Raw genomic sequence first — 21,662 nt, forward strand, 5'->3', positions numbered from 1 at the left:
TATATTTTCAAAAGAAATTATCTCTTCATAATTCTCTTCACCGCTGCAATCACCGCATCCGAATCAATTCCGTATTTCTTCATTAATTCTGCTGGTGTTGCAGATTCTCCGAAAGTGTCATTTACGGCTACGAATTCCTGAATAGTTGGTCTTTTTCTGGACAACATTCCGGCAACGGATTCTCCTAAACCTCCGATGTAGTTGTGTTCTTCGGCAGTGACGATTCTTCCTGTTTTTTCAATAGACTTTAAGATGATCTCTTCGTCTAAAGGTTTGATCGTGTGAATATTAATCACTTCACAAGAAATTCCTTCTTTCTCTAAAGCATCTGCAGCCAATAAAGATTCCCAAACTAAATGTCCGGTTGCTACGATGGTAACATCGGTTCCTTCCTGAAGCATGATTCCTTTTCCGATGACGAAAGGCATATCTTCCGGAATAAATACGGGAACAACCGGTCGTCCGAATCGTAAATAAACGGGACCTTCGAAATCTGCGATGGCCAATGTTGCTGCTTTGGTTTGGTTGTAATCACAAGTGTTGATTACGGTCATTCCGGGAAGCATTTTCATCATTCCGATGTCTTCTAAAACCTGGTGCGTTGCGCCATCTTCACCCAAAGTAAGTCCAGCGTGAGATGCACAAATTTTTACATTTTTATTGGAGTAAGCGATTGACTGACGAATCTGGTCATAAACTCTTGAAGTAGAGAAGTTGGCGAAAGTTCCTGTAAAAGGAATTTTTCCGTTAATGGTTAAACCGGCTGCGATTCCCATCATGTTGGCTTCTGCGATTCCGATCTGGAAAAAACGTTCCGGTGCTTTTTCAATGAATTTCTCCATTTTCAAAGAACCGATAAGGTCTGCACAAAGTGCTACGACATTTGGGTTTTTATCTGCCAATTCTGCTAATCCAGCGCCGAATCCGCTTCTTGTATCTTTTTGTTCTGTATAAGTATATTTCATTTTTTTGATGTTTTGATTTCTCTAATTTTAATAAAGGAATTTTCTAATTATAACTGATCTGCAGCCCGGCCTAGTGGAGCTCTTTTTAATTGGTGGCTGAGCTTGTCGAAGCCAGTAATTAAAAAAGCGGGAACGGAGGACGGAATTGTCTGCCCAATTGAGTTTAGTAATCAGCCGGAGCTTCTAAATACAATTGTTTGAAAGCGTTATCGAGTTGCTCGTTGCTTGGCGCTTTTCCGTGCCATGCGTGAGTTCCCATCATAAAATCTACACCATGTCCCATTTCGGTATGCAAAAGAATACAAACTGGTTTTCCCTTGCCTGTCTCGGTTTTTGCTCTTTCCAGAATTGCAATTACTGCTTCTAGATCGTTTCCGTTTTTCTCGTTCAAGACGATCCAGCCAAATGCTTCCATTTTTGCGTGTAAATCTCCAAGGTCTAAAACATCATCGGTATCGCCATCAATCTGACGTCCGTTGTAGTCGATGGTTGCAATAATATTGTCCACTTTTTTAGCAGCAGCATACATGAATGCTTCCCAGTTTTGACCTTCCTGCAATTCGCCATCACCTTGTAAAGTATAAATTAAACTGGTATCACCATCTAATTTCTTCCCTAAAGCCGCACCAATCGCAACTGACAAACCTTGACCCAAAGAACCTGAAGCGATTCTGATTCCTGGAAGATGATCGTGCGTGGTTGGATGTCCTTGCAATCTCGTTCCCAATTTCCGGAAAGTTGCTAGTTCTGCAACGGGGAAAAAATCGAATCTCGCTAAAGTGGAGTAGAACACGGGTGAAATGTGTCCGTTGGAAAGAAAGAATAGATCTTCGTTTTTTCCTTCCATGGTGAACGGGAATTTGTAGTTCATTACTTTCCCATAAAGTGCTGTGAAGTATTCGGTACAACCCAAACTTCCGCCGGGATGCCCGGAATTCACGGCGTGAACCATTCTCAAAATGTCTCTTCTAATTTGTGTGGTCAGAGATTTCAGCTCTTCAATCGATTTACTCATTATATAGATTTATTTGGACGCGAATTTACGAATTTTTGATGGGTTTGGGAAATGAAAAAACTGAGATTTTAGCTCGGAAAAAAATAAAGTTTTGCAATCTTTACTCTGAGCGGAAACATTGAAATGTTAACAGCCTTCGTTGAGGTAAACACTGATTTCTGTAACCACATTGTTAATCAAGGTGAAAGACAGGAGTGTTCCGGCGTCATTATCTGTAAGTGTAAAGTTGCTTCTGGTCGTGGAAAATTTTTCGGTTTTTTCGTCCCACATCTGGGTCACGGAGAAATTGGGGTAATTTTTATAAGCTTCAAATAACTGGTCTTTGGTGCTGCCAACGCCCATTCCGCTTTTGGTGCGGAATTTTTTGCTTTTCGTCATCAAAGAAAATATCTGATAACCGCCGTCATACTGTCCTTTGTCATCGGAAGTTTGCGAAATGATGATCTCAATTGTTTCTCCTGCATAATTGACTTTATTGGTTTTTTGATAATCATCTTGGCCGTTAAATGCCACCAACTTGGATTTGTTTACTTTTTCTACTTCTTTTGCTTTCATATGAATGGTGAAAGCTCCGATTCGAAGGGTGGAAACATCAAAATTTTCCTGAGCAAAAGAAGAGGTAATTCCGAAGGTCAGAAAAAATAGGAATAATAGTTTTTTCATGGTCTAATTGTTTTGTGTTGATTAGTTTTTCATTGCTAAAATAGGAAATTTCTGCGGGCATCTAAAACTCTCAGATTGTAAATTTCTTCGCAAAATTATTTTTTGATAAATCTTTCATTCGTTTCTTCTAGCTTCTTATTCATGCGAATAAATTAAATCACTCTTTAAAAACGAAAAATAAATCGGTTTAATCATTACCTAATAGACCGTTACAAATTTTATAATGTACCATTTTCGCGAAAATGATAAAATGTTTAAAACATTAAAGTGGAATTTATTTTTAGCTAAATATTATGTTAACTTGTTGAGAGCCATAAAATTATATTTTTAAGTTATCTTAAGTTTGCAATATGGGCGCAAAGGAGCAGTAATGTTCTTCACGATAACTATATCCCAGAGAGTTATTACCGATTATAATCTCTATTTTTACCATCCCATAAAGGGTTTTTACAACTTTCAATTAGAAAAATAATAAGTATTTCTTCTGAGGGTTAGACAAAAAAAATTGTTTTTGTAAGCACTTAATTATTATATAGTAATGGTTTATTTTCATTCGTTATGCAGTATTAAATTTTTATTTTCAATCATTATATTAATATTTTGAACAAAATGATTGCTGATTATTTAGCTTTTAAAAAGTCTTTATGAAAAAAATTGTTTTCTTTTTTGCTATTCTTTCTTACGCCGTTTCATTTTCGCAGGATCTGCAGGCTTTTAACAAAATTTACTACAAAACTTACGTAGAAACTTCTCAAACTGATTTTAAAGCGGCTACAAAAGTGGCAGATTCTTTATATGCGATCTCCGAAACCCCTTTGCTGCAAGCTCGAAGTCTCATGTTGTCTGCATCCCTGTACAAACAATCTGGCGAAGTCAAAAAATCGGTTGACTATGCGTTGCGCGCGGGTGAAATCATTCAGCAGACCGACAATTATAATTGGCAGGCAAAAGTGTATGGGTTTTTAGCAACAGAGTACAGACGATTAAAATTATATGACAGCTCTAAACTTTACCTGGAGAAAGCTTTTGCTGTCAGCAAAAATATAGAAGATCCAAAATCTTCAAACAATGTAAAAGGCTTGATGCAGCAGGAAAGAGCCTACTATGAAATTGAGAAGAAAAATTATAAAAAAGCTATTGTTGAGATCAATACATCCCAAGAATTTTTTAAATTATCTGGAGCAAATCTCGATTTTTTCACCGCTAATAATGAGCAGTTACTGGGACTGAGTTATTATCATCTTAAAGATCCTAAACAAGCACTCAAACATTATAATTCTGCTTTGAGTTTTTCTAAAAATGATGCGGGAGGGTTTTTGGTAGGACTTATTTACAATGGTTTTGCAGAAGTCTATCTGGATGAAAAAGATTTGAAAAACGCTAAAAAATATTTAGATCTGGCAGAAAACATTTCAAAAAAATCTTCTTATTTAGAACTTAAAAATGAAATTTATACGACTTCGCAGAGATATTACGCTGCTACGAATGATCTCGAAAATTTGGTAAGTGTTAAAAAACAGCAAGATTCTGTCGTAGAAAAACTAGCGACTGAATCTACGGCCTTTATTGATCAGTCTTTTACTTCGATGCAAAAAGATAATAAAAGGGTAGAAGAGAAGAGTTCTAATAAAAATGTAATATTAGCTTTAGGAGGTTTATTCATTATTTTGGGTGGGATTTACTTTTTAATTTACAGAAGAAAACATAAGAGGAATCTGGAACATTTCCGGGAGATCTTAAAAAATATCGAGGAAAAAGCAGCGCTTTCAAAACAACGTAACTTTGATCTGACTGAAATTGATCAGGAAAATTCAAAAGTGGAAGATATTCAGTCTCAAAAACCAGAATCTTCAGTGAGCATGACTGCTGAAACAGAGCAGAAAATTTTGCTAAAGCTGAAAGAGTTTGAAGAATCTGAATTGTTTACGGAGAATACAGTCTCCTTGGCAACTCTTGCAACCTATTGCGAGTCGAATTCAAAGTATCTTTCTTACATCATCAATTCTTACAAGAAGCAAGATTTTAATAATTATATTAATGAGTTGCGCATTACTTATATTGTGAAAAAACTGCAGAATTTTCCTTTGTACAGAAAATATAAAATTGCTGTTCTCTCTGAGGAAGCGGGATTCTCGTCCCAAAATAAATTTGCCACTATTTTTAAGAAGGTCACTACTATTTCACCTTCCGTTTTCATTAAATATCTGCAGGAAAACGAAGATGCTTAATTCTTAAAGCTTTAATAATCAAATTTTTATAGATTCAAGGTTTACCGTTGTAATGAAAACGGTAAGTCATACCCTTTCGTACCCGGCATTCGCCCTCTACTTTTGCACTGTTAATTAAACACAACCTGACTTCACCATTTTAAAAAATAGGAATTAAAGAATTGTCCTTTCGAGGCCATCTGATGAAAAAAACAGTTTTAGAATGCGGAGTATTTTTTACTCCGCATCTTAACTGGTAATTCTCCTTTTTTAAAATGAAATGAATAATCAAAATGATGCGATTTATAATTTTTATAAAATAAAATTCAATGTTGATTCTATTAATTTTTAAAGAAGCCTTTTCAATATAAGGAAAACGATAAGTCATTTACTTTTCTATCAACAGGATAAACTTCACCTTTATTTCCGAAAAAAAATCACCATCATCACTTTTAAAAATTTGAAACAAAAATCACACAGAGACTTTTCAATTTTATTGAAGAGTATTTTGGTATTGGTCTTTTTATTGAGTTTTTTACAATCTTCGGCGCAATTGATTTTACAAGGTGAAAATATATTTACTTTAAAAAATGACGCAGTAATAATCGCAGATGGCATTGTTTACAGTAGCATTAAAAAAGTTACTTCGACACCAGTAATAAATAATTCTAAAATTTTTATTGTAAAAGGAACTATTGTTTCAAATCTCGGCGATCATACCAACGCAGAAGTGGTTTATCTTGATCACTCTAAAATTAATCAGCCTCTAAGAGTAAAAAATAAAAAGAAGGTCGCATCCAGAGCAAAAATTAAGAGTAAGGTTGAAAATGAAATTCCGATTGCGAAAGAAATTATAAAAACTTTTGATGATCCGAACAGTGACAGTCGATTTTCTTGTAAATCATCCTCTAAGGTTTTTGCATTGTTATCAAATTGGAATTCGTCATTTAAAAAATTAGTTAGTGTAGAGTTATCTCACTCGAAAGCTAAGTTCTTTCTTTCAATCTCTGAAAAATTGAATTTAGAATTTTATTTACAAAATAATTCAATTTCTAGATTTGTTAGTTCATTCAGTGTGCGACCGCCGCCTCTTCTGCCGCTTTCTTAAAGTTTCCTATTTATTCCTCCTCTTGATATTCCAAAAACTTCTATTCAACCAAACTTATTTGATAAAAACTTGTAATAATGGATGGAAGAGTTTCAAAATTCAAAATGTATTTTAAAATACTATAATAAAATAAATAATTCTTAAAAAATGAATTACATCTACCAAAATATACTTCAGAAAAGTATTTTCTTATTTGCTTTCTTAAGTATGCTCAGTGCAAATGCTCAATTTTATTCTCTGGATGCAAATGGCATCGACTTTTCTTTTACAAATGCTAACACAACCCGCCTTTCCGGAACGCAAAGTGCGGCCGGTTCTGTTTACAAAATAGCCAATCTTGGTACCGTTGAAGGCCGTTTACTTTACGGTAAACTCACCATAGTTGCATTGGTTAATGCTTCTCTTTCTACTTTTGACGATGACACTACGGTGCCTGTAAGATTTCAGCCGGTTATTACAACAACCGCTTCCGGATATGTACACTATAAATTAGAGTTTTTCGATACCAGTACTAATTTCCCGGTTTATCTTCGAAATTATTTCCTAAATGGGATAGACATCGATGGGAATAGTGCGGCTTTAACGGAAAAATATCTTTTACCTTTAAATGAATACAGCAATTACACCGTAAGTAATGCATCACAATTAGTGATTTCAAATATAGGATCAGAAACACAGTTTCGTGGAATTCCAGGCAGTTTAAATGGAATCGTCTTTGAAAATACTGCCAGTTTTTATGCGCGGTACCTTAATCCTAAAACATCGATCACTTTTAAAATTGGTGCTACAGGTGCAATTGCCAATAGACAAGGTGCTGTCGCTCTAGGATCCAACGGAACTTTTACAGGTCCTACAACTCCAACAAATAATCCACCGTCAAATATTCCTACAGGCGACTTGGCAATTACTAAAACGGCAGACAAGGCGAGTGTTGCAGTAGGGTCAAACGTCGTTTTTGCCATTACAGCAACCAACAATGGACCTATCGCTGCAACAAATGTTAACGTTAATGATAAATTGCCATCGGGTTTTACTTATGTCAGTAGTTCTGTAACGCCGGTTGGAACTACTTATAATTCTGGGACGGGGGTTTGGGCCATTGGTAATATGGCAAATGGTGCTTCATTAGTTTTAAAAATTACTGCCACTGTAAATTCAACAGCTACTAATAATGCAGGAATTACAGGCGATGAAACGGAATCTAATACTGCTAATAATAGTGCATCAGCTTCTGTTTCTGCATTTATTGAGTCTGACTTACAGGTAACAAAATCGGTCGATAAAATAAGCGCACCAATAGGAGGTAATGTAGCCTTTACGATAATCGCTAAAAATAATGGTGCTGCTAATAATACAAATGTTAAGGTAGATGATTTACTACCTACAGGTTTTACTTATGATTCGCATGTGGCTCCTGCAGGTACGACTTATGTTCCCGGAACCGGAGTTTGGACCATTGGTAACTTAAATAATGGCGCGACGCGTACTTTAAAAGTATATGCAAAATTAAATGCTACCGGAAATTACACTAATACAGCAGTAATTAGCACAACAAGCGGCATCTCAGATCCGAATATTCCGAATAATACTTCAAGTGCTTCAGTAGCGGTTGTCTGTATCGAACAGGTTCTGGGCGAAACTTTTACTGCGGAAGGTGGTGCTACCAAAACATTTACACAACCACCTACAAATTATGGTTTTGTGTTTGATATTTTTAAGTTGGATAATTCGTTTAATATGACCATTAACGGAACTCCGTTAGCTACTGCAGAATTACAGTTTCAATCTTCGGGAACTCCTGCTCCGGGAATTAATGTACGTTTTGTAGATGGAACTTTATATGAAGTAGGAACGCCAAATATTTATTCATTTACAGGTACTGCTGCTGCTCCAATGATCCGAGTGATGATCAGTCCGAATGGTGCTTTAAGTCTTTTTGGAAGCAAAGTAACTAATGGTCCGTTGTTTCCATTAGAATTATTTAATGGAGCTATGTTGAATACTATAACTTGGAACACGCTAACAAATAATGTTATTACGATAACCCAAAATGTAGTGGGTGTGACAAATATTACGGGTCGTGGTTATGGATTAAATATCATACCCTGTGTATGTTATGATTTACCAGCTACAGGAACTGGTGTTGCAACCAATCACGGAATCACTTTGTTACGAAGAGCAGGAGGTAGAACTACCGATTGGCCAATGGTTAGAAAATCTGCACATACCGTTTTAGAATCCAATACCAAAGGTTTTGTCATCACAAGAATGACAACTACCGAAATTGGTAACATAATTTCTCCCCAAGAAGGAATGATGGTTTTTGATACCGTAGAAAAATGTCTGAAAATTAATTCAGATGGCACAACTGGTGGTTGGAGCTGCTTCAACAACCCAACTTGTCCGTAACAAATAAAGTAGAGAACGCTCACAACTGCATATGTTGTTGCGAGCCTCTTTCTTTCAAAAAAATTTAAAAAAAATTAAGACAATGAAAAGAATATTCACAATTATATTATTAGGTGCGATTACAGCATTCAATGCACAAGTGATCATAGGTGATGCGTTGGGAACTGCCACAACAAAAACATCCGTATTATTAGAATTTGCAAAGGGAAATAAAGGTTTGATTGTACCCTACGTAAGAACACTTCCTGCGCCGCTTCCAATCACAGCAGGAACAATTTTATTGGATGCTAGTACAGCAACTGCTGCAAGAATGAAATTTTCTAACGGAACGAGTTGGATCGATCTGAGTGGTCAGGATGGAAATGTTACCAGTGCTTTAACGATTCAACCATCGAGCGTTGTAGAAACAGGCGCGAAATCGATCATTGGTGCTAGAAGTTCCGGTGCAGATGGCGTTTTAGTTTTAGAATCTACGACCAAAGCAATGGTTTTACCTACTGTTGCCGATGTTCAGAATATTCCGAGTCCTTCGCCGGGAATGATGGTTTACATCAATAAAACCGGTGCAAAAAGATTAGCGGTATTTAACGGAACAACTTGGGCTTACTGGAAACCTTAATTTTAAATATTAATAGAAATCTATTGAAAAATTTAAGGCTTAATGCTTCATTATTAATGATTTCAGTTGTCGCAAACTGCATTAATGATTAAAGCTTTACACTTCCAAAGGATTATTAAAAGTTTAATGAATTGATAAGGAAAGGTTGTTGCATTTTTTGCAGCAACTTTTTTTGTGAAAAGATATCTTTAAAAAGAAGAGAATTAAGATTCATCGAGCTATCACGAATATTTTTTTATCACTTGAATAGAAAATAAATCAATGCAACTGCGGCGACAGTCATGATAAACAATGTTATAAAGCCAAGCACATTTGAAAATTTTGAGTTTGTGTTTTCTCCCATTATTTCTTTATTATTTCCAATATGCAAAATGATCGCAATCAAAATGGGTGCGGTAAGTCCGTAAGTTATTGCCGTGAAAAGTAAAGCTTTTATAGGGCTGATTCCTAAAAAATCAAGTGATAAACCAACGAGTAGTGAGATTATTATCGAAATATAAAAAGCTTTTGCCTGTGGAAATTTTTTGTCAAGTCCTGCTTCCCAACCAAAAGTCTCCGCGAGCATATAAGATTGCGAACCTGCTAAAACGGGTATTGCTAAAAGTCCTGTACCCAGAACTCCAATTGCAAAAATTAAATAAGTGAGTTTACCGGTGAGCGGTTCCAAGGCTTTTGCGGCTTGATCCACCGTATCGATTTGTCTGATCCCGGAGTTGTAGAGAACACTTCCTGTTGTAAGAATAATAAAAAACATGACGAGGTTTGATAAGACCATTCCCGTATTTACATCGGTTCTCATGTCACCAAGAACTCGTTTATTGACGATGATCTTCCTTTTACTTTGAGCCATATTTTCAACTTCCATCGTTGCTTGCCAGAAGAAAAGGTAGGGAGAAATTGTCGTTCCCAGGATCGCAACAACGATTGAAAAAAATTCTTTATTGAAATGAATCGTAGGAATGAAAGTATTTTTCACAACCAAAACCCAATCCTGTTTGATCATGAAAGGAACTATCATATAGAGCAATAATGACAAACAAAGCCATTTTAAGATTTTGGCGATTTTTTGGTAGGGATATTTAATGATGATAAACATTAAAATAGCCGTAAACGCGACACAAAAAACTGAAACTGGTATTGCAGGAATGATCATGTGTGCAACCGCGCCCATTCCCTGTATATCTGCACCAATGTTGAGCGTGATTGCGGGAAAACTGAAGAGCAACATGATATAGAGTAGCGGTTTGGAGTAATGATTTTTTAAAGTAACCGTTAAACCCTGAGAAGTCACCAAACCAATTCTCGCACACATGCCCTGAATCGCCGCCATTAAAGGAAATGTAAGCAAAGCTAACCAAAGTGTTGCAAGACCAAACTGCGCGCCTGCTTGCGAGTACGTTGCAATCCCGGAAGGATCATCATCACTTGCTCCGGTTACGAGTCCGGGACCTAATAAGCCTAAAAACTTTTTTAACTTTGAGGGGCGTTTCTTGAATTTGGTCATTTTGATTCTTAATAAAAATTAGATCTCGTTTAAAATCCTAAGTAAATATACGAACGTTATGGTGTTATTATATTTAAAATTTTGTAGAGAAGTGAGATATTTTAAAATTGTTAATGAATAAGATTTAAGCTTTCCTCAACTAAAAATTTTCAAAATTGAAAGTCATTAAAAAGAAATAAAAAAGCTGCTTCCGAATAAGGAAACAACTTGGTTACAATAGAAAACACTATTTTTAAGACTCATTAAGTTTTTTACAATAGATTATAACTATAATACCCTTGAAAATCTAGACCACTATTTAAGTTGAAATTATTAACTTTAAATAGTCGGAAAAAACATGAGAAAAATTAGAAGGAAATTTGATGGTAGTTTTAAAGCCAAGGTAGTAATTGAGGCTTTAAAAGAAAGAGAAACACTGCAGCAATTGGCGTTGAAGTTTGAATTGCATCCCAACCAGATCTCTATCTGGAAACAAGAGTTTTTACAAAATTCTGCATTGATATTTGAGGATAAAGTCCAAAAAGAGATTTCAGATACGGATGTTTCAGAGCTTTATGCAAAGATTGGTAAGCTGGAAATGGAGAAGGAATTTTTAAAAAAAAACTTAAAACGCTTCGGTCTATGATAGATTTGAGAGTTTTAATTGAACAAGATTCTGACATAAGCATTCGGGAACAATGTGAACTTTTAGAGATTAACAGATCCAGTTTTTATTTCAGAGCTTTATGCAAAGATTGGTAAGCTGGAAATGGAGAAGGAATTTTTAAAAAAAAACTTAAAACGCTTCGGTCTATGATAGATTTGAGAGTTTTAATTGAACAAGATTCTGACATAAGCATTCGGGAACAATGTGAACTTTTAGAGATTAACAGATCCAGTTTTTAATATATTGCTAAAGGTGAAAATCCTGAAAACCTGGAAGCGATGAGACTTATGGATCACCATATCATGCAGGAACCCACTGCGGGAGTGATAACAATGAAGTGTATGTTGAAAGAAAAAGAAATTAATATGAGCTACGAAAGAGTTCGGCGTTTGATGAGAAAGGCTTCTGTCATACCAATCTATCCTCGAAGGATGCTCACGCAAAAAGGGGAAAATAAATATATTTACCCGTATTTATTAAGGCATTTGGAGATCAGCAAACCTAATCAGGTGTGGCAAATAGACATTACCTATATACCAATGAAAAACGGATTTATGTACATGACGGCAGTGATAGACGTTTACAGTAGATATATTGTTGGTTGGGGAATTAGCAATTCTTTGGAAGCTTCAGAATCCTTAAAAGTGGTTCAGGAAGCGATAAATATTCATGGTAAACCGGATATATTAAACTCCGACCAGGGCACTCAATTTTCTTGTCACAGCTATGTAGCATTTTTAAAAAAAGAAGAAATAAAAATATCAATGGATGGGAAAGGCAGATGTTTAGACAATATTTTCATTGAAAGATTTTGGCGAACATTAAAATATCAGCATATATTTTTAAATCCTGCGAAAGATGGATTAGAGCTTTATCTGGGAATACAAAAATGGTTATTGAGATATCACAACAGAAGTCATCAAGGAATACAGCTTAAAAAACCACTGGAAAAGTATAAATCAGCAGCATAAAAAACAATTAAGAAACAGCTAATTGTGGTCTAGAGAAATGAGGGTAGAATAAACTGAGGATAAGAGAAACGTTTTGGTACTTGGTATTCCAATAAGTATAGTTGTCTAGAATATTTCTTTCGGTGAAATATTTAACTTCAACTCCATATTTATTTTTGTATTGATAACCTATTCCAAACGCAGAAATAACAAAATACCCAAATTTTCATCTAGATATTTATAAGATTTTCATCTCAGTCCTAAAGAAGAATATTTGATCTCTGGCAATTTTTTTTAGCTGCGGTTTTTCCAGTATTTCTTTTCCAACATCTGAATATAATCAATCGACCGGTCGCTGAACAATGGAGGATTTTTAGAATCTTTTTTTGCAGCTTTGTTGTAAAGCTGGATAAACTGAAAAGGGTTTTGAATGTTTTTGAGCAGTTGATTTCGGTAACCATTTCTCACGATGATATCTGCCATAAAATATCCCGGATTGTGTCCGCTCGTCCATTTCACCAAATTTCGGTAATCTTTTTCTGTCTTAAAGGTTTTTCCGCCAGAAGCCTGCATTTCCTCAATATTTCGGTTGGCGACCTGCACAATGCTGTCGGCTTGCGGCAAAAGAAAATCTCTTATTTGCAAACCATAAGGAATTTCATCGTTGTGTGCGATATTAGTTGGTTTTTCAATCAGATCCGCAGAACCTTCGTTGAGCACAACATTTAAAAAATATAATATACCTTCATCTTCTTTTGCAACATTTTTATAACCAAAAGGTTTTCTTAAATAATGATGCATTTCATGACCCAATAATCCGCCCGGTTGAAGTTTATCAGCGTTATAAAGATTCCATAAAGTTAAAACCAAACCACTGTTTCCGGCGATTGCATCATTTTCAATGCCTAATAAATAAATATTAATTTTTGGCTCCTTAACCTGAAGTCTTTTTGGAAGCCACCCAAAAGTATTTTTATAGCTTGTGGCGAGATATTGCGGAGTTCCGACGGTGGACTGAAATTCCTTCAACTCTTTTTCATATTTTTTGTAGACATACACTTTATAAGTCAGCCAATACGTTGATGGATCTTTCTCAATGGCCTCGACTCTTTTCTTTAAAATTTCGGCATTTTGTGGCATATAAACTACTTCCACACTTTTTCTTAAACGCTCCAGATAATTTTTGTCAAAACCTTGATTTTTAACATAGATCTTATTCGGCTCAAGGTCCAGAAATTTGTTCCAAGTTTCCTTCGAAAGAGAATCGCCTTTTTTCAAAGGTTCGATCATTTTCCAGTACGCATCTAAAGCTTCCGTGTGAAAGGTTTGTGCTTTTATGAAAGTCGAAAAGGCAAGTAATAGTGTAATGATAGAAAAGAAGAGGAACTGTTTTTTCATAAAAAGATTGGCGTTAAATTAAAATGAAATTCAGGAAGTTTATATTTTAATGACAATTTTAAAGTTGGAATTGTTACGCTGTTTCAGATTAATAAATTTTAACTGTCTAAAAATTTAGATCTTACTTTCACCATTGCAGTAGTTCAACTTCTTTGATAAATTTAGAATTCGTAATCAACTTCTTTTTTGTGACAGAAAGCGAAATTTTCTCTTTCTTCAAATAACTCAATAACTTCCGCTCTTTTCAAAGATGTGGGTAAGTCGCTTAAAATTGTTTTATAAGATGAGTAGGCATAATTTTCAAGACATCCATTAATAGGATTTTGGTGGATATAGATTATACATTTCCTTAAATAATCCTCAGAAGAAATTTGCTTTCTTTTGAACGGTGATTCTATTAGAGCGCCATGTCTATTGTTTTCTTTATTAAAAGCCTGTGAGTAAGAATTAAATATTCTTGAAAATTGCTTTGAGAAAATATGATTGAATGAATGTAATCCTTTTTCTGTTTTACTATCAGTGAAAGTATTTTTTGCAATTTCAGCTAATTCATTATCGTTTTTAATCCTTACCAACAGATGAAAATGATTTGGCATAAGACAATATGCATAAATATCACAAACGCTTAAAAGGTTCTCTTTAATTTTATTTAGAAAAAAATTATAGTTCCGCTCATTTCTGAAAATTATTTCACCATTGACACCGCGATTATAAATGTGGTAGAAACAATCTGAATCTATCGGTGTTAATCTGATATCCATTATTACTTTTTTAAAAGTGGGTTAAACATTTTTAAATCTCCGCAAAATTTTGGAGAACCTTGTCAAGGTTTCAAACCTTGACAAGGTTAATTCCAAGATAAACCTAATAATATCACGGATACACTTTCAATCATTTTACTTCTTCCGAATCAACCACAATCCAAAGAAAGTGATCAATCCATTAATGATCAATAACTCCAAACCAATTTTGAAATCACCGAAAAAGTTTTCCTGGTATTTATCGATCAAAAAAGAAATGATCGGCGCGGCGATACAAACGTATGGGACCCATTTGTCTTTCACCTGGAACTTGGTGAAAATTCCAAAAGCAAACAATCCAAGTAGCGGTCCGTAGGTAAATCCGGCCATTTTCAGAATCAAACCGATCATTGAATTATCATTGATGAGTTTAAAGATGATCACCATGATTAAAAACGCAAATGCGACAACCAGGTGAACTCTTTTTCGAAATTTTTCCTGCTCTTTTTGGGAAATCGGTTTTTCTCTCAACCCAAAAATATCAATACACAAAGACGAAGTTAAAGCCGTCATTGCGCCGTCTGCACTTGGGAAAAGCGCCGAGATCAAAGCCACAATAAAAATGATTGAAATAAACGGCGGCATGTGATTCAAAGCAATATCCGGAAATAATTGATCTCCTGAAGTTGCAACATGTTCTGTGTTTCCGTAAAGGTGCAAAAGTCCACCCATAAACAGAAACAAGGAAATAACACCGACTAAAATTACACCCAGAACAACCATATTTTTCTGCGAATCTTTCAGTCTGGTAACCGATAAAGATTTTTGCATCATTTCCTGATCAATTCCCGTCATCGTGATCGTGATAAAAGCTCCGGCTAAGATCTGTTTAAAAAAGAAAGCTTTGCTATTTGCATCCGTATTGAAAACCTCCGTGTAACCCAATTTATTCATTTGTGAAATACTTTCTGTAAAATTTAGTCCAAGATGATTCATCATATAAACGGAGCAAATGATCAGTCCCAAAAGCATACACGTTGTTTGCAAAGTGTCGGTCCACACAATCGTTTTCACGCCACCTTCATAGGTGTAAAGAATAATCATGATCAAAATAATCAGCGTAGTCACGATAAACGGAACGCCTAAACTATCCAGAATTGTCATCTGTAAAATATTCACCACGAGATACAATCTTGCAGTTGCACCAACCAAACGCGAAACGATGAAAATCCAGGCCCCAGATTTATAAGAAAGTTGCCCCATTCTCTGTTGCAGATAACCATAAATCGAGGTTAGTTTCAAGTGATAATAGAGTGGTAGAAGAACATAAGCGATGACAATATATCCGATCAAATAGCCAATCGTGATCTGCAAATAGTGAAATTTATCGGCACCAACAGCACCCGGAACCGACACGAAAGTCACGCCCGAAAGCGAGGTCCCGATCATCCCAAACGCCACGAGCATCCAGTTACTTTTTCGGTTTCCGATAAAAAAACTTTCGTTGTTACTGCCTTTTCCGGTTTTATAAGCGACCCAAAGTAAAAGTGCGAAATACGCAATGATAATCAACAGCAGCACGATCGGATTCATAGAATTTCGTTTTAAATTTTCACAAATATAGTTTTTTTTTGTTAGGATTTGGGCGCCTTTATCCACCTTCCACTCCCGCTTTTTTTGCTCCACTTCGTTCCACAAAAAAGAGCTCCGTTTAAGTCGGGGCGCAGATTTTCGCTTCTGCAAAATAATGGATAAAAAAAAGCCCTTCAATAAAATTGAAAGACCTTAAATGAAGTTTGTAAATTTTACATCGAATCACCATTAAATAATGGGATCGCCTGTTTTAGTGTTCTTAGAACATAACCTTTCCACTGGATGAGTTCATTTTTTCCGTCGGTCCAGGTGTAGTTTCCTTCTGTTCCTTTTCGGTCATAAATAATTCCTTTCTTTTCTCCAGGCAAAAAAACTTCTACTTTAGACTGATCATCATTGAAGATCAAATATGCTTTCTCCGGGCTGCCTTCTTTTACTGAAGTTAAAGTCACAGCATCTTTATCCAAAGAAATCTTTTTATTTTTCAGCGCAGAAAACATTTGCACTTCGGCTGCACTGTCCATTGATTTTATTTCAGGTTTTACGGTTGTCAAACTATCGGTGACCATTCTGTCAGTTTTCATGCTGTCATTATTTGAAATTGAAGTTGTTGCAACTTCTTTCTTACAGGATTGCAATGCTAAAAAAGACAGAACTGCGATGGTTGCGGTGTTTCTAAAATTCATATTATTATTTTTAAAGTGATCTGTGAAAAATTTAATTCACAAAAACATCATGGGTAGAATCGTCTTTTTCTAAAACTGATTTTGCGAAAGGGCAACTGGCTTTGATCTTTAAATTTTTTTCCCGTGCGAAACCGATCGCTTCAGAAATCAAATTTTTGCCGATCCCTTTACCACCAAAATGCTCATCAACCTCAGTGTGTACAATGTTGAAGGTATTATCATCGATCCATTCGTACTGCAAAACTCCTGCTCTTTCGCCGTCATGCGTTGCAGAAAACTCTCCGAATTTCTCCCCGTTGTTCTGAATAATGTCTGTCATATTTTTTAATTTTAACTAATTAATTTTTCCATGCGTTTGTCTGGGATCAACCAGATCATCGCGACTACAAAGTATAAAAATAATGAAATTAATGGATAAAAAAAAGAAATTGCAATCGCAACAAAGTAACTTACCGTTGATATTGTTTCCTTCGTTGTATTCTGCATTACTTTTGCCAAAGCCGAATTTGGTCCTTCACTCTTCAAAGCAACTCTCTGAACAACATTAAAAGAAATTGCGCACATCGCTAAAATAAAGCCATATACTCCGACTGTATTTTGTGCAAAATGATTCTCACCCATCCAACCTGTTGCGAACGGAAGTAAAGAAAGCCAGAACAGCAATACTAAATTTGCCCACAATATTTTGCCATTCACTTTTTCGATGATCTGAAAAAGATGGTGGTGATTATTCCAATAAATTCCAACGTAAATAAAACTGATAATGTAAGAAATAATTTTTGGGATCAAAGGTTTTAAGGCTTCAAAAGTCCCATTTTCTGGTATTTTGAATTCTAGTACCATGATCGTAATAATAATTGCGAGAACGCCATCGCTGAAAGCTTCTAATCTTCCTTTCTTCATCGTGCTTATATTTTATCCGGAAATAAATTTATAAAATAAAATGGAAAGTTTATTTAAAAACTTTCCATTCTTATCATTTATTTTTATTTGAAATTATTTCGTCGGCGCAAATTGATCGTAGCGCGTCATATCGAAACTGTTAACTTCATCCATTGTCATTTCTAAAGCATTTGCAACACCTTCTCCATATTCAGGATCGGCTTTGTAACAATTTTTAATGTGTCGAACTTGCACGAACTTTTCAGCGCCACCTACATTTGCGGCGGTATTTTTAAATAAAATATCTGCTTTTCCGTCGGCTTTTATGATGCGGAACAGATCTCCGGGTTGGGTGAAATAATCTTCATCGTCATCACGGAAATTGTGTGCGTAAGCATCGCCCGATAATTCTAAGGGTGGTTCTTTTGCAGAAGGTTGTTCCTGCCATTCGCCATAACTGTTGGGTTCATAATGGATGGTGCCACCATAATTCCCATCAACTCGCATTTGTCCGTCGCGGTGATAAGCGTTATACGGACATCTTGGTTTATTCACTGGGATCTGATAATGATTTACACCCAATCGATACCGTTGCGCATCGCCGTAAGAAAACAATCTTCCCTGTAGCATTTTATCCGGGGAGAAACCGATTCCGGGAACAATATTTGTCGGATTAAAAGCGGCTTGTTCTACATCTGCAAAATAATTTTCTGCATTTTTGTTCAATTCAAATTCTCCCACTTCAATTAAAGGGAAATCTTTTTTAGACCAAACTTTTGTCAAATCGAATGGATGGAAACGATAGGTTTTTGCTTCCTCTTCCGTCATAATTTGTACGAACATTTTCCATTTTGGGAAATTGCCTGCTTTAATATTGTCAAACAGATCGCGTTGGGAAGATTCACGGTCCATTCCAACTAATTTTCCAGCTTCTTCATCCGTTAAATTATCGATTCCCTGTTGTGTTCTAAAATGGAATTTAACCCAATGACGCACATTATCTTTATTGATGAAACTATAAGTGTGGCTTCCAAAACCGTGCATGTGTCGGAAACCATTCGGAAGTCCACGATCACTCATAATAATCGTTACCTGATGTAAAGCTTCTGGTAGTAAAGTCCAGAAATCCCAGTTATTTTGGGCGCTTCTCATATTTGTTTTAGGATCACGTTTTACGGCGTGATTCAAATCAGGAAATTTCATAGGATCTCTAAAAAAGAAAACCGGTGTATTATTTCCTACGAGATCCCAGATTCCTTCATCGGTATAAAATTTCAGGGCAAAACCACGAATGTCTCTTTCAGCGTCTGCAGCGCCTCGTTCTCCGGCAACGGTAGAAAATCTTGCAAACATTTCGGTCTGTTTACCGATTTCATTAAATATATGGGCTTTCGTGTATTGTGAAATATCGTGCGTTACGGTAAAAGTTCCGAAAGCTCCAGAACCTTTTGCATGCATTCTTCTTTCGGGGATCACTTCTCTGTCGAAGTTCGCCATTTTTTCTAAGAACCAGTAATCCTGCATCAACATTGGTCCTCTTGGTCCTGCTGTTTGTGTATTTTGATTATCAGGAACCGGTGCTCCTGTTTGTCGCGTCAATTTTTTCTTATCTTCCATTTTTATTTATTTTGATTTAATAAAGTTAGGAATTAAAATTGAGGAGTATTATTTATTCTATCTAAAACCGTTATATGATTTGAGTCAGAGTCAAAATCTTCACGAATTTCATAAAATAATAACAGATTATTTGCAAAATTAAAAAACAGTGAAAAAATTGACTGTTTCATTTATATCTGTGTCGAAATTTTTAATCTTCCAGATACCCAAATTTGCCGTTGTTGTAATCATCAAAAGCTCGAACGATCTCTTCCCGACTATTCATCACGAAAGGTAGATGTGAAAAAATAGGTTCATTCAAAGGTTCGCCGCTTAAAATTAAAACGACACTGTTTTCGGTAGCTTCTATAGTAAAGGTTTCGCCTTCTTTTTCAAAAAGTGCGAAATGATCGGTTGCTACTTTTTCTTCGCCATTAACAATAACATTTCCTTCAATGACCAAAGCAGCGGTACTAAAATTTGGAGGAAAATTAAATTCAGCTTTTCCGCTTGTTTTTAATTTGGCATTCATCAAATGAACCGGACTGAAAGTTGTTCCCGGTCCTTTTACGGCATTGTATTCTCCTGCGATAACTTCAACAGTTCCATTTTCTCCCAGATCAATTTTTTTTATTTCTGCATTTGAAATTGCCTGATATTTTGGTGGACTCATTTTATCTTTTGCAGGAAGATTTACCCACAACTGAACCATCTGAAAAATCCCGCCTTGTTTTGCCCAGTCTGTTTCATGAAATTCTTTGTGAAGAACTCCCGAAGCTGCGGTCATCCATTGTACGTCACCTTCGCCAATGATTCCACCACCACCTGCAGAATCGTTGTGTTCTACTTTTCCCTGATAAGCGATTGTCACGGTTTCAAATCCACGATGAGGATGAACGCCAACTCCTCTTGGCGTATCTGTTCCGGAAAAATGAAATTTAGAATTATAATCCAGCATAATAAAAGGATCCATTCTTTTCATGTCCAACCCAAAACTACTCGGAATAAAATTATGAACTCGAAAGCCGTCACCAACGAAATGTGGTTGTTGCGGCTGAGCAATTATTTCTACTTTTTTTGTTGACATTTTGTATGTTTTTACTATACAAATCTACAACTGCAAACCATCAAATACGTTGATTTAGGATAAGTAAGGAAGCTAGATCTATTTAAAAATGCGAGATCTTACTTTTAAGAAAAAATGAAGACTTAAACTTGAGATTTCATATTCTCCCCATCTGTAGAATGCAATCTTCTAAAAACAAATCCAGATAAAACAGTTAGAAACCCAACAATATAAAAGGTGTATCGAAATGCGAGATGTGTGTTTCCACCAGTTATTGTGGCGTTATTTTCAAATAATTTTAAAGCAATTAAACCAAAGGCAATCCCAAATCCGACAGCAAGCTGTTGATTTACGGCAAGCAAAGAATTTCCGCTGCTCGTGTGCGAAATTCGTAAATCTGCAATCGCAATCGTGTTCATAGAGGTAAATTGAATCGAGTTGAAAAATCCCAGAATTGCAATGATGGGAATGAACCAGTAAATGGAAGTATTAATTCCCGGAATTCCGAGGCATGCGATTAAAATTCCGATGATAAAAGTATTCGTCATTAAGGTTCTTCGATAGCCAAAATAATCAAGAATTTTAATGACTGAAGATTTTCCGAGCATCGCAGTTAACGCCATGGGTGCGACGATCCAGCCAGAAACTACGGCACTTTCGCCATAAGCAACTTGGATCATTAAAGGTAATAAAAGTGGGATTGCACTGATCCCTAATCTCGTCGCTAAGTTTCCTAAAATACCGACACGGAACGTTCGAACCTGAAATAAATTCAAAGGAAAAATAGGATCTTTTGTTTTTTTTGCGTGGATGTAATAGTAGTAGATCATCAAAAATCCCAGCGTAAAAATGAGTAAAATTAAAGTCGTGTGTTGCGTGCTTCCAAACATTTCCAGCGAAACGGAAAGTAGGAGAGAAGCCGAAGCGAAGATCAAAAATCCCTTTAAATCGAATGTGATTTGTGTTGATCTGTAATCTGGCATATATTTAAAACTGAGCAAAAGTCCCAGTAATCCAATTGGAATATTGATGAGAAAAATCCAATGCCAGGAAAGATAATCGACCAGATATCCACCAACTAAAGGTCCTAAGATCGGTCCGATCAAAGCAGGAATGATCGCATAATTCATGGCTTTCATCAGTTCATTTTTCGGGAACGTTTTAATTAAAGCCAATCTTCCAACCGGCGTCATTAAACTTCCGCCAACACCTTGAATAACTCGTGAAATTACCAGATGCGTCAAATTTTGGGAAAGTGCACAAAATAGAGATCCCAACATGAAAATAATCAGCGACAATATGAAAATCTTCTTCGTACCAAATTTATCAGCCAAAAATCCACTTACCGGCATGAACAAAGCCAAAGTTAAAACATAACTAACAATTGCATTCTGCATATTCAAAGGTGATTCCATTAAATCTTTGGCAATTGATGGCAAAGAAGTGTTCAGAATCGTAGAATCTAACATCTGCATAAAAATGGACGTTGCGAGAATTAAAGGAAGAAATTTCTTGGTAGGATTATCCTGATTTAATGTCATACTACAAATTTAGAAAAAATCAAAGCAAAGGGATTGCCATAAATTTCATTCTTTATAAAAACCTCTCATTGATG

The 21,662-nt window shown here is 35.8% G+C and carries 19 protein-coding genes; 6 read left to right on the forward strand and 13 right to left on the reverse strand.

From position 1 onward, the window contains the following. Positions 1-17 precede the first annotated feature (17 nt). From OA86_RS08895 to OA86_RS08905, 3 genes are all read right to left on the reverse strand, one after another. On the reverse strand, positions 18-965 hold the full coding sequence (locus tag OA86_RS08895; RefSeq protein WP_039351874.1) for a transketolase family protein: 948 nt from the start codon (positions 963-965) through the stop codon (positions 18-20). A gap of 163 nt (positions 966-1,128) precedes the next feature. Next, the gene (locus tag OA86_RS08900) at positions 1,129-1,980 is read right to left on the reverse strand and encodes a transketolase (protein ID WP_039351875.1); all 852 of its coding nucleotides are present in this window, start codon (positions 1,978-1,980) and stop codon (positions 1,129-1,131) included. A 126-nt stretch (positions 1,981-2,106) separates the two neighbouring features. After that, positions 2,107-2,643, reverse strand: coding sequence for a hypothetical protein (locus OA86_RS08905; protein WP_039351877.1), 537 nt, complete (start codon positions 2,641-2,643; stop codon positions 2,107-2,109). Positions 2,644-3,287: 644 nt separating this feature from the next. On the opposite strand from OA86_RS08905, the gene OA86_RS08910 reads away from it, so the two are divergent. The 4 genes from OA86_RS08910 (at position 3,288) to OA86_RS08930 (ending at position 8,986) form a co-directional block, all read left to right on the forward strand. After that, positions 3,288-4,871, forward strand: a complete 1,584-nt coding sequence (locus tag OA86_RS08910; RefSeq protein WP_039351879.1) for a helix-turn-helix domain-containing protein — start codon at positions 3,288-3,290, stop codon at positions 4,869-4,871. Positions 4,872-5,310: 439 nt separating this feature from the next. Beyond that, positions 5,311-5,958 carry a hypothetical protein gene (locus OA86_RS08920; RefSeq protein ID WP_126340511.1) on the forward strand — a complete coding sequence of 216 codons (648 nt, stop codon included), beginning with the start codon at positions 5,311-5,313 and terminating at the stop codon, positions 5,956-5,958. A gap of 147 nt (positions 5,959-6,105) precedes the next feature. After that, on the forward strand, positions 6,106-8,367 hold the full coding sequence (locus OA86_RS15330; RefSeq protein ID WP_052257463.1) for a DUF11 domain-containing protein: 2,262 nt from the start codon (positions 6,106-6,108) through the stop codon (positions 8,365-8,367). A gap of 82 nt (positions 8,368-8,449) precedes the next feature. Continuing rightward, entirely contained in the window at positions 8,450-8,986 is a 537-nt protein-coding gene (locus tag OA86_RS08930) for a phage tail-like protein (RefSeq protein WP_039352236.1), read from the forward strand. 238 nt (positions 8,987-9,224) lie between these two features. Here the strand turns inward: OA86_RS08930 and OA86_RS08935 are convergent, their stop codons facing one another. Next, a complete protein-coding gene (locus OA86_RS08935) occupies positions 9,225-10,490 on the reverse strand; it encodes an NRAMP family divalent metal transporter (RefSeq protein ID WP_039351885.1) in 1,266 nt (421 codons plus the stop codon). Between the two features lie 337 nt (positions 10,491-10,827). Here OA86_RS08935 and OA86_RS08940 point away from each other — a divergent pair, with 337 nt between their 5' ends. Both OA86_RS08940 and OA86_RS08945 read left to right on the forward strand, forming a co-directional pair. Continuing rightward, the gene (locus OA86_RS08940) at positions 10,828-11,115 is read left to right on the forward strand and encodes a transposase (RefSeq protein WP_039351886.1); all 288 of its coding nucleotides are present in this window, start codon (positions 10,828-10,830) and stop codon (positions 11,113-11,115) included. Between the two features lie 290 nt (positions 11,116-11,405). Further along, positions 11,406-12,107: an IS3 family transposase gene (locus tag OA86_RS08945; protein ID WP_260241832.1), complete on the forward strand. Its 702-nt coding sequence runs from the start codon at positions 11,406-11,408 to the stop codon at positions 12,105-12,107. Positions 12,108-12,380: 273 nt separating this feature from the next. Here OA86_RS08945 and OA86_RS08950 read toward each other — a convergent pair whose 3' ends face one another. The 9 genes from OA86_RS08950 to OA86_RS08990 all read right to left on the reverse strand — a co-directional run bounded on the left by OA86_RS08950 (position 12,381) and on the right by OA86_RS08990 (position 21,588). Further along, complete coding sequence (locus tag OA86_RS08950) at positions 12,381-13,484, reverse strand: DUF5700 domain-containing putative Zn-dependent protease (protein ID WP_039351891.1); 1,104 nt, start codon at positions 13,482-13,484, stop codon at positions 12,381-12,383. Between the two features lie 161 nt (positions 13,485-13,645). Next, positions 13,646-14,245 carry a transposase gene (locus OA86_RS08955; RefSeq protein WP_246008053.1) on the reverse strand — a complete coding sequence of 200 codons (600 nt, stop codon included), beginning with the start codon at positions 14,243-14,245 and terminating at the stop codon, positions 13,646-13,648. A gap of 135 nt (positions 14,246-14,380) precedes the next feature. Further along, positions 14,381-15,817, reverse strand: a complete 1,437-nt coding sequence (locus tag OA86_RS08960; RefSeq protein WP_039352241.1) for a sodium:solute symporter — start codon at positions 15,815-15,817, stop codon at positions 14,381-14,383. Positions 15,818-16,029: 212 nt separating this feature from the next. Then, positions 16,030-16,503 carry a hypothetical protein gene (locus tag OA86_RS15335; RefSeq protein ID WP_052257464.1) on the reverse strand — a complete coding sequence of 158 codons (474 nt, stop codon included), beginning with the start codon at positions 16,501-16,503 and terminating at the stop codon, positions 16,030-16,032. A 31-nt stretch (positions 16,504-16,534) separates the two neighbouring features. Beyond that, the gene (locus OA86_RS08970) at positions 16,535-16,822 is read right to left on the reverse strand and encodes a GNAT family N-acetyltransferase (RefSeq protein WP_039351894.1); all 288 of its coding nucleotides are present in this window, start codon (positions 16,820-16,822) and stop codon (positions 16,535-16,537) included. An 11-nt stretch (positions 16,823-16,833) separates the two neighbouring features. Further along, a complete protein-coding gene (locus tag OA86_RS08975; protein ID WP_039351896.1) occupies positions 16,834-17,406 on the reverse strand; it encodes a TMEM175 family protein in 573 nt (190 codons plus the stop codon). A 93-nt stretch (positions 17,407-17,499) separates the two neighbouring features. Continuing rightward, positions 17,500-19,002: a catalase gene (locus OA86_RS08980; protein ID WP_039351898.1), complete on the reverse strand. Its 1,503-nt coding sequence runs from the start codon at positions 19,000-19,002 to the stop codon at positions 17,500-17,502. 190 nt (positions 19,003-19,192) lie between these two features. Continuing rightward, positions 19,193-20,068: a pirin family protein gene (locus OA86_RS08985; protein ID WP_039351900.1), complete on the reverse strand. Its 876-nt coding sequence runs from the start codon at positions 20,066-20,068 to the stop codon at positions 19,193-19,195. Between the two features lie 122 nt (positions 20,069-20,190). Further along, on the reverse strand, positions 20,191-21,588 hold the full coding sequence (locus OA86_RS08990; RefSeq protein ID WP_039351902.1) for an MFS transporter: 1,398 nt from the start codon (positions 21,586-21,588) through the stop codon (positions 20,191-20,193). Positions 21,589-21,662 lie beyond the last annotated feature (74 nt).

The organism is Kaistella jeonii (assembly GCF_000812865.1).
Classification (GTDB): domain Bacteria; phylum Bacteroidota; class Bacteroidia; order Flavobacteriales; family Weeksellaceae; genus Kaistella; species Kaistella jeonii.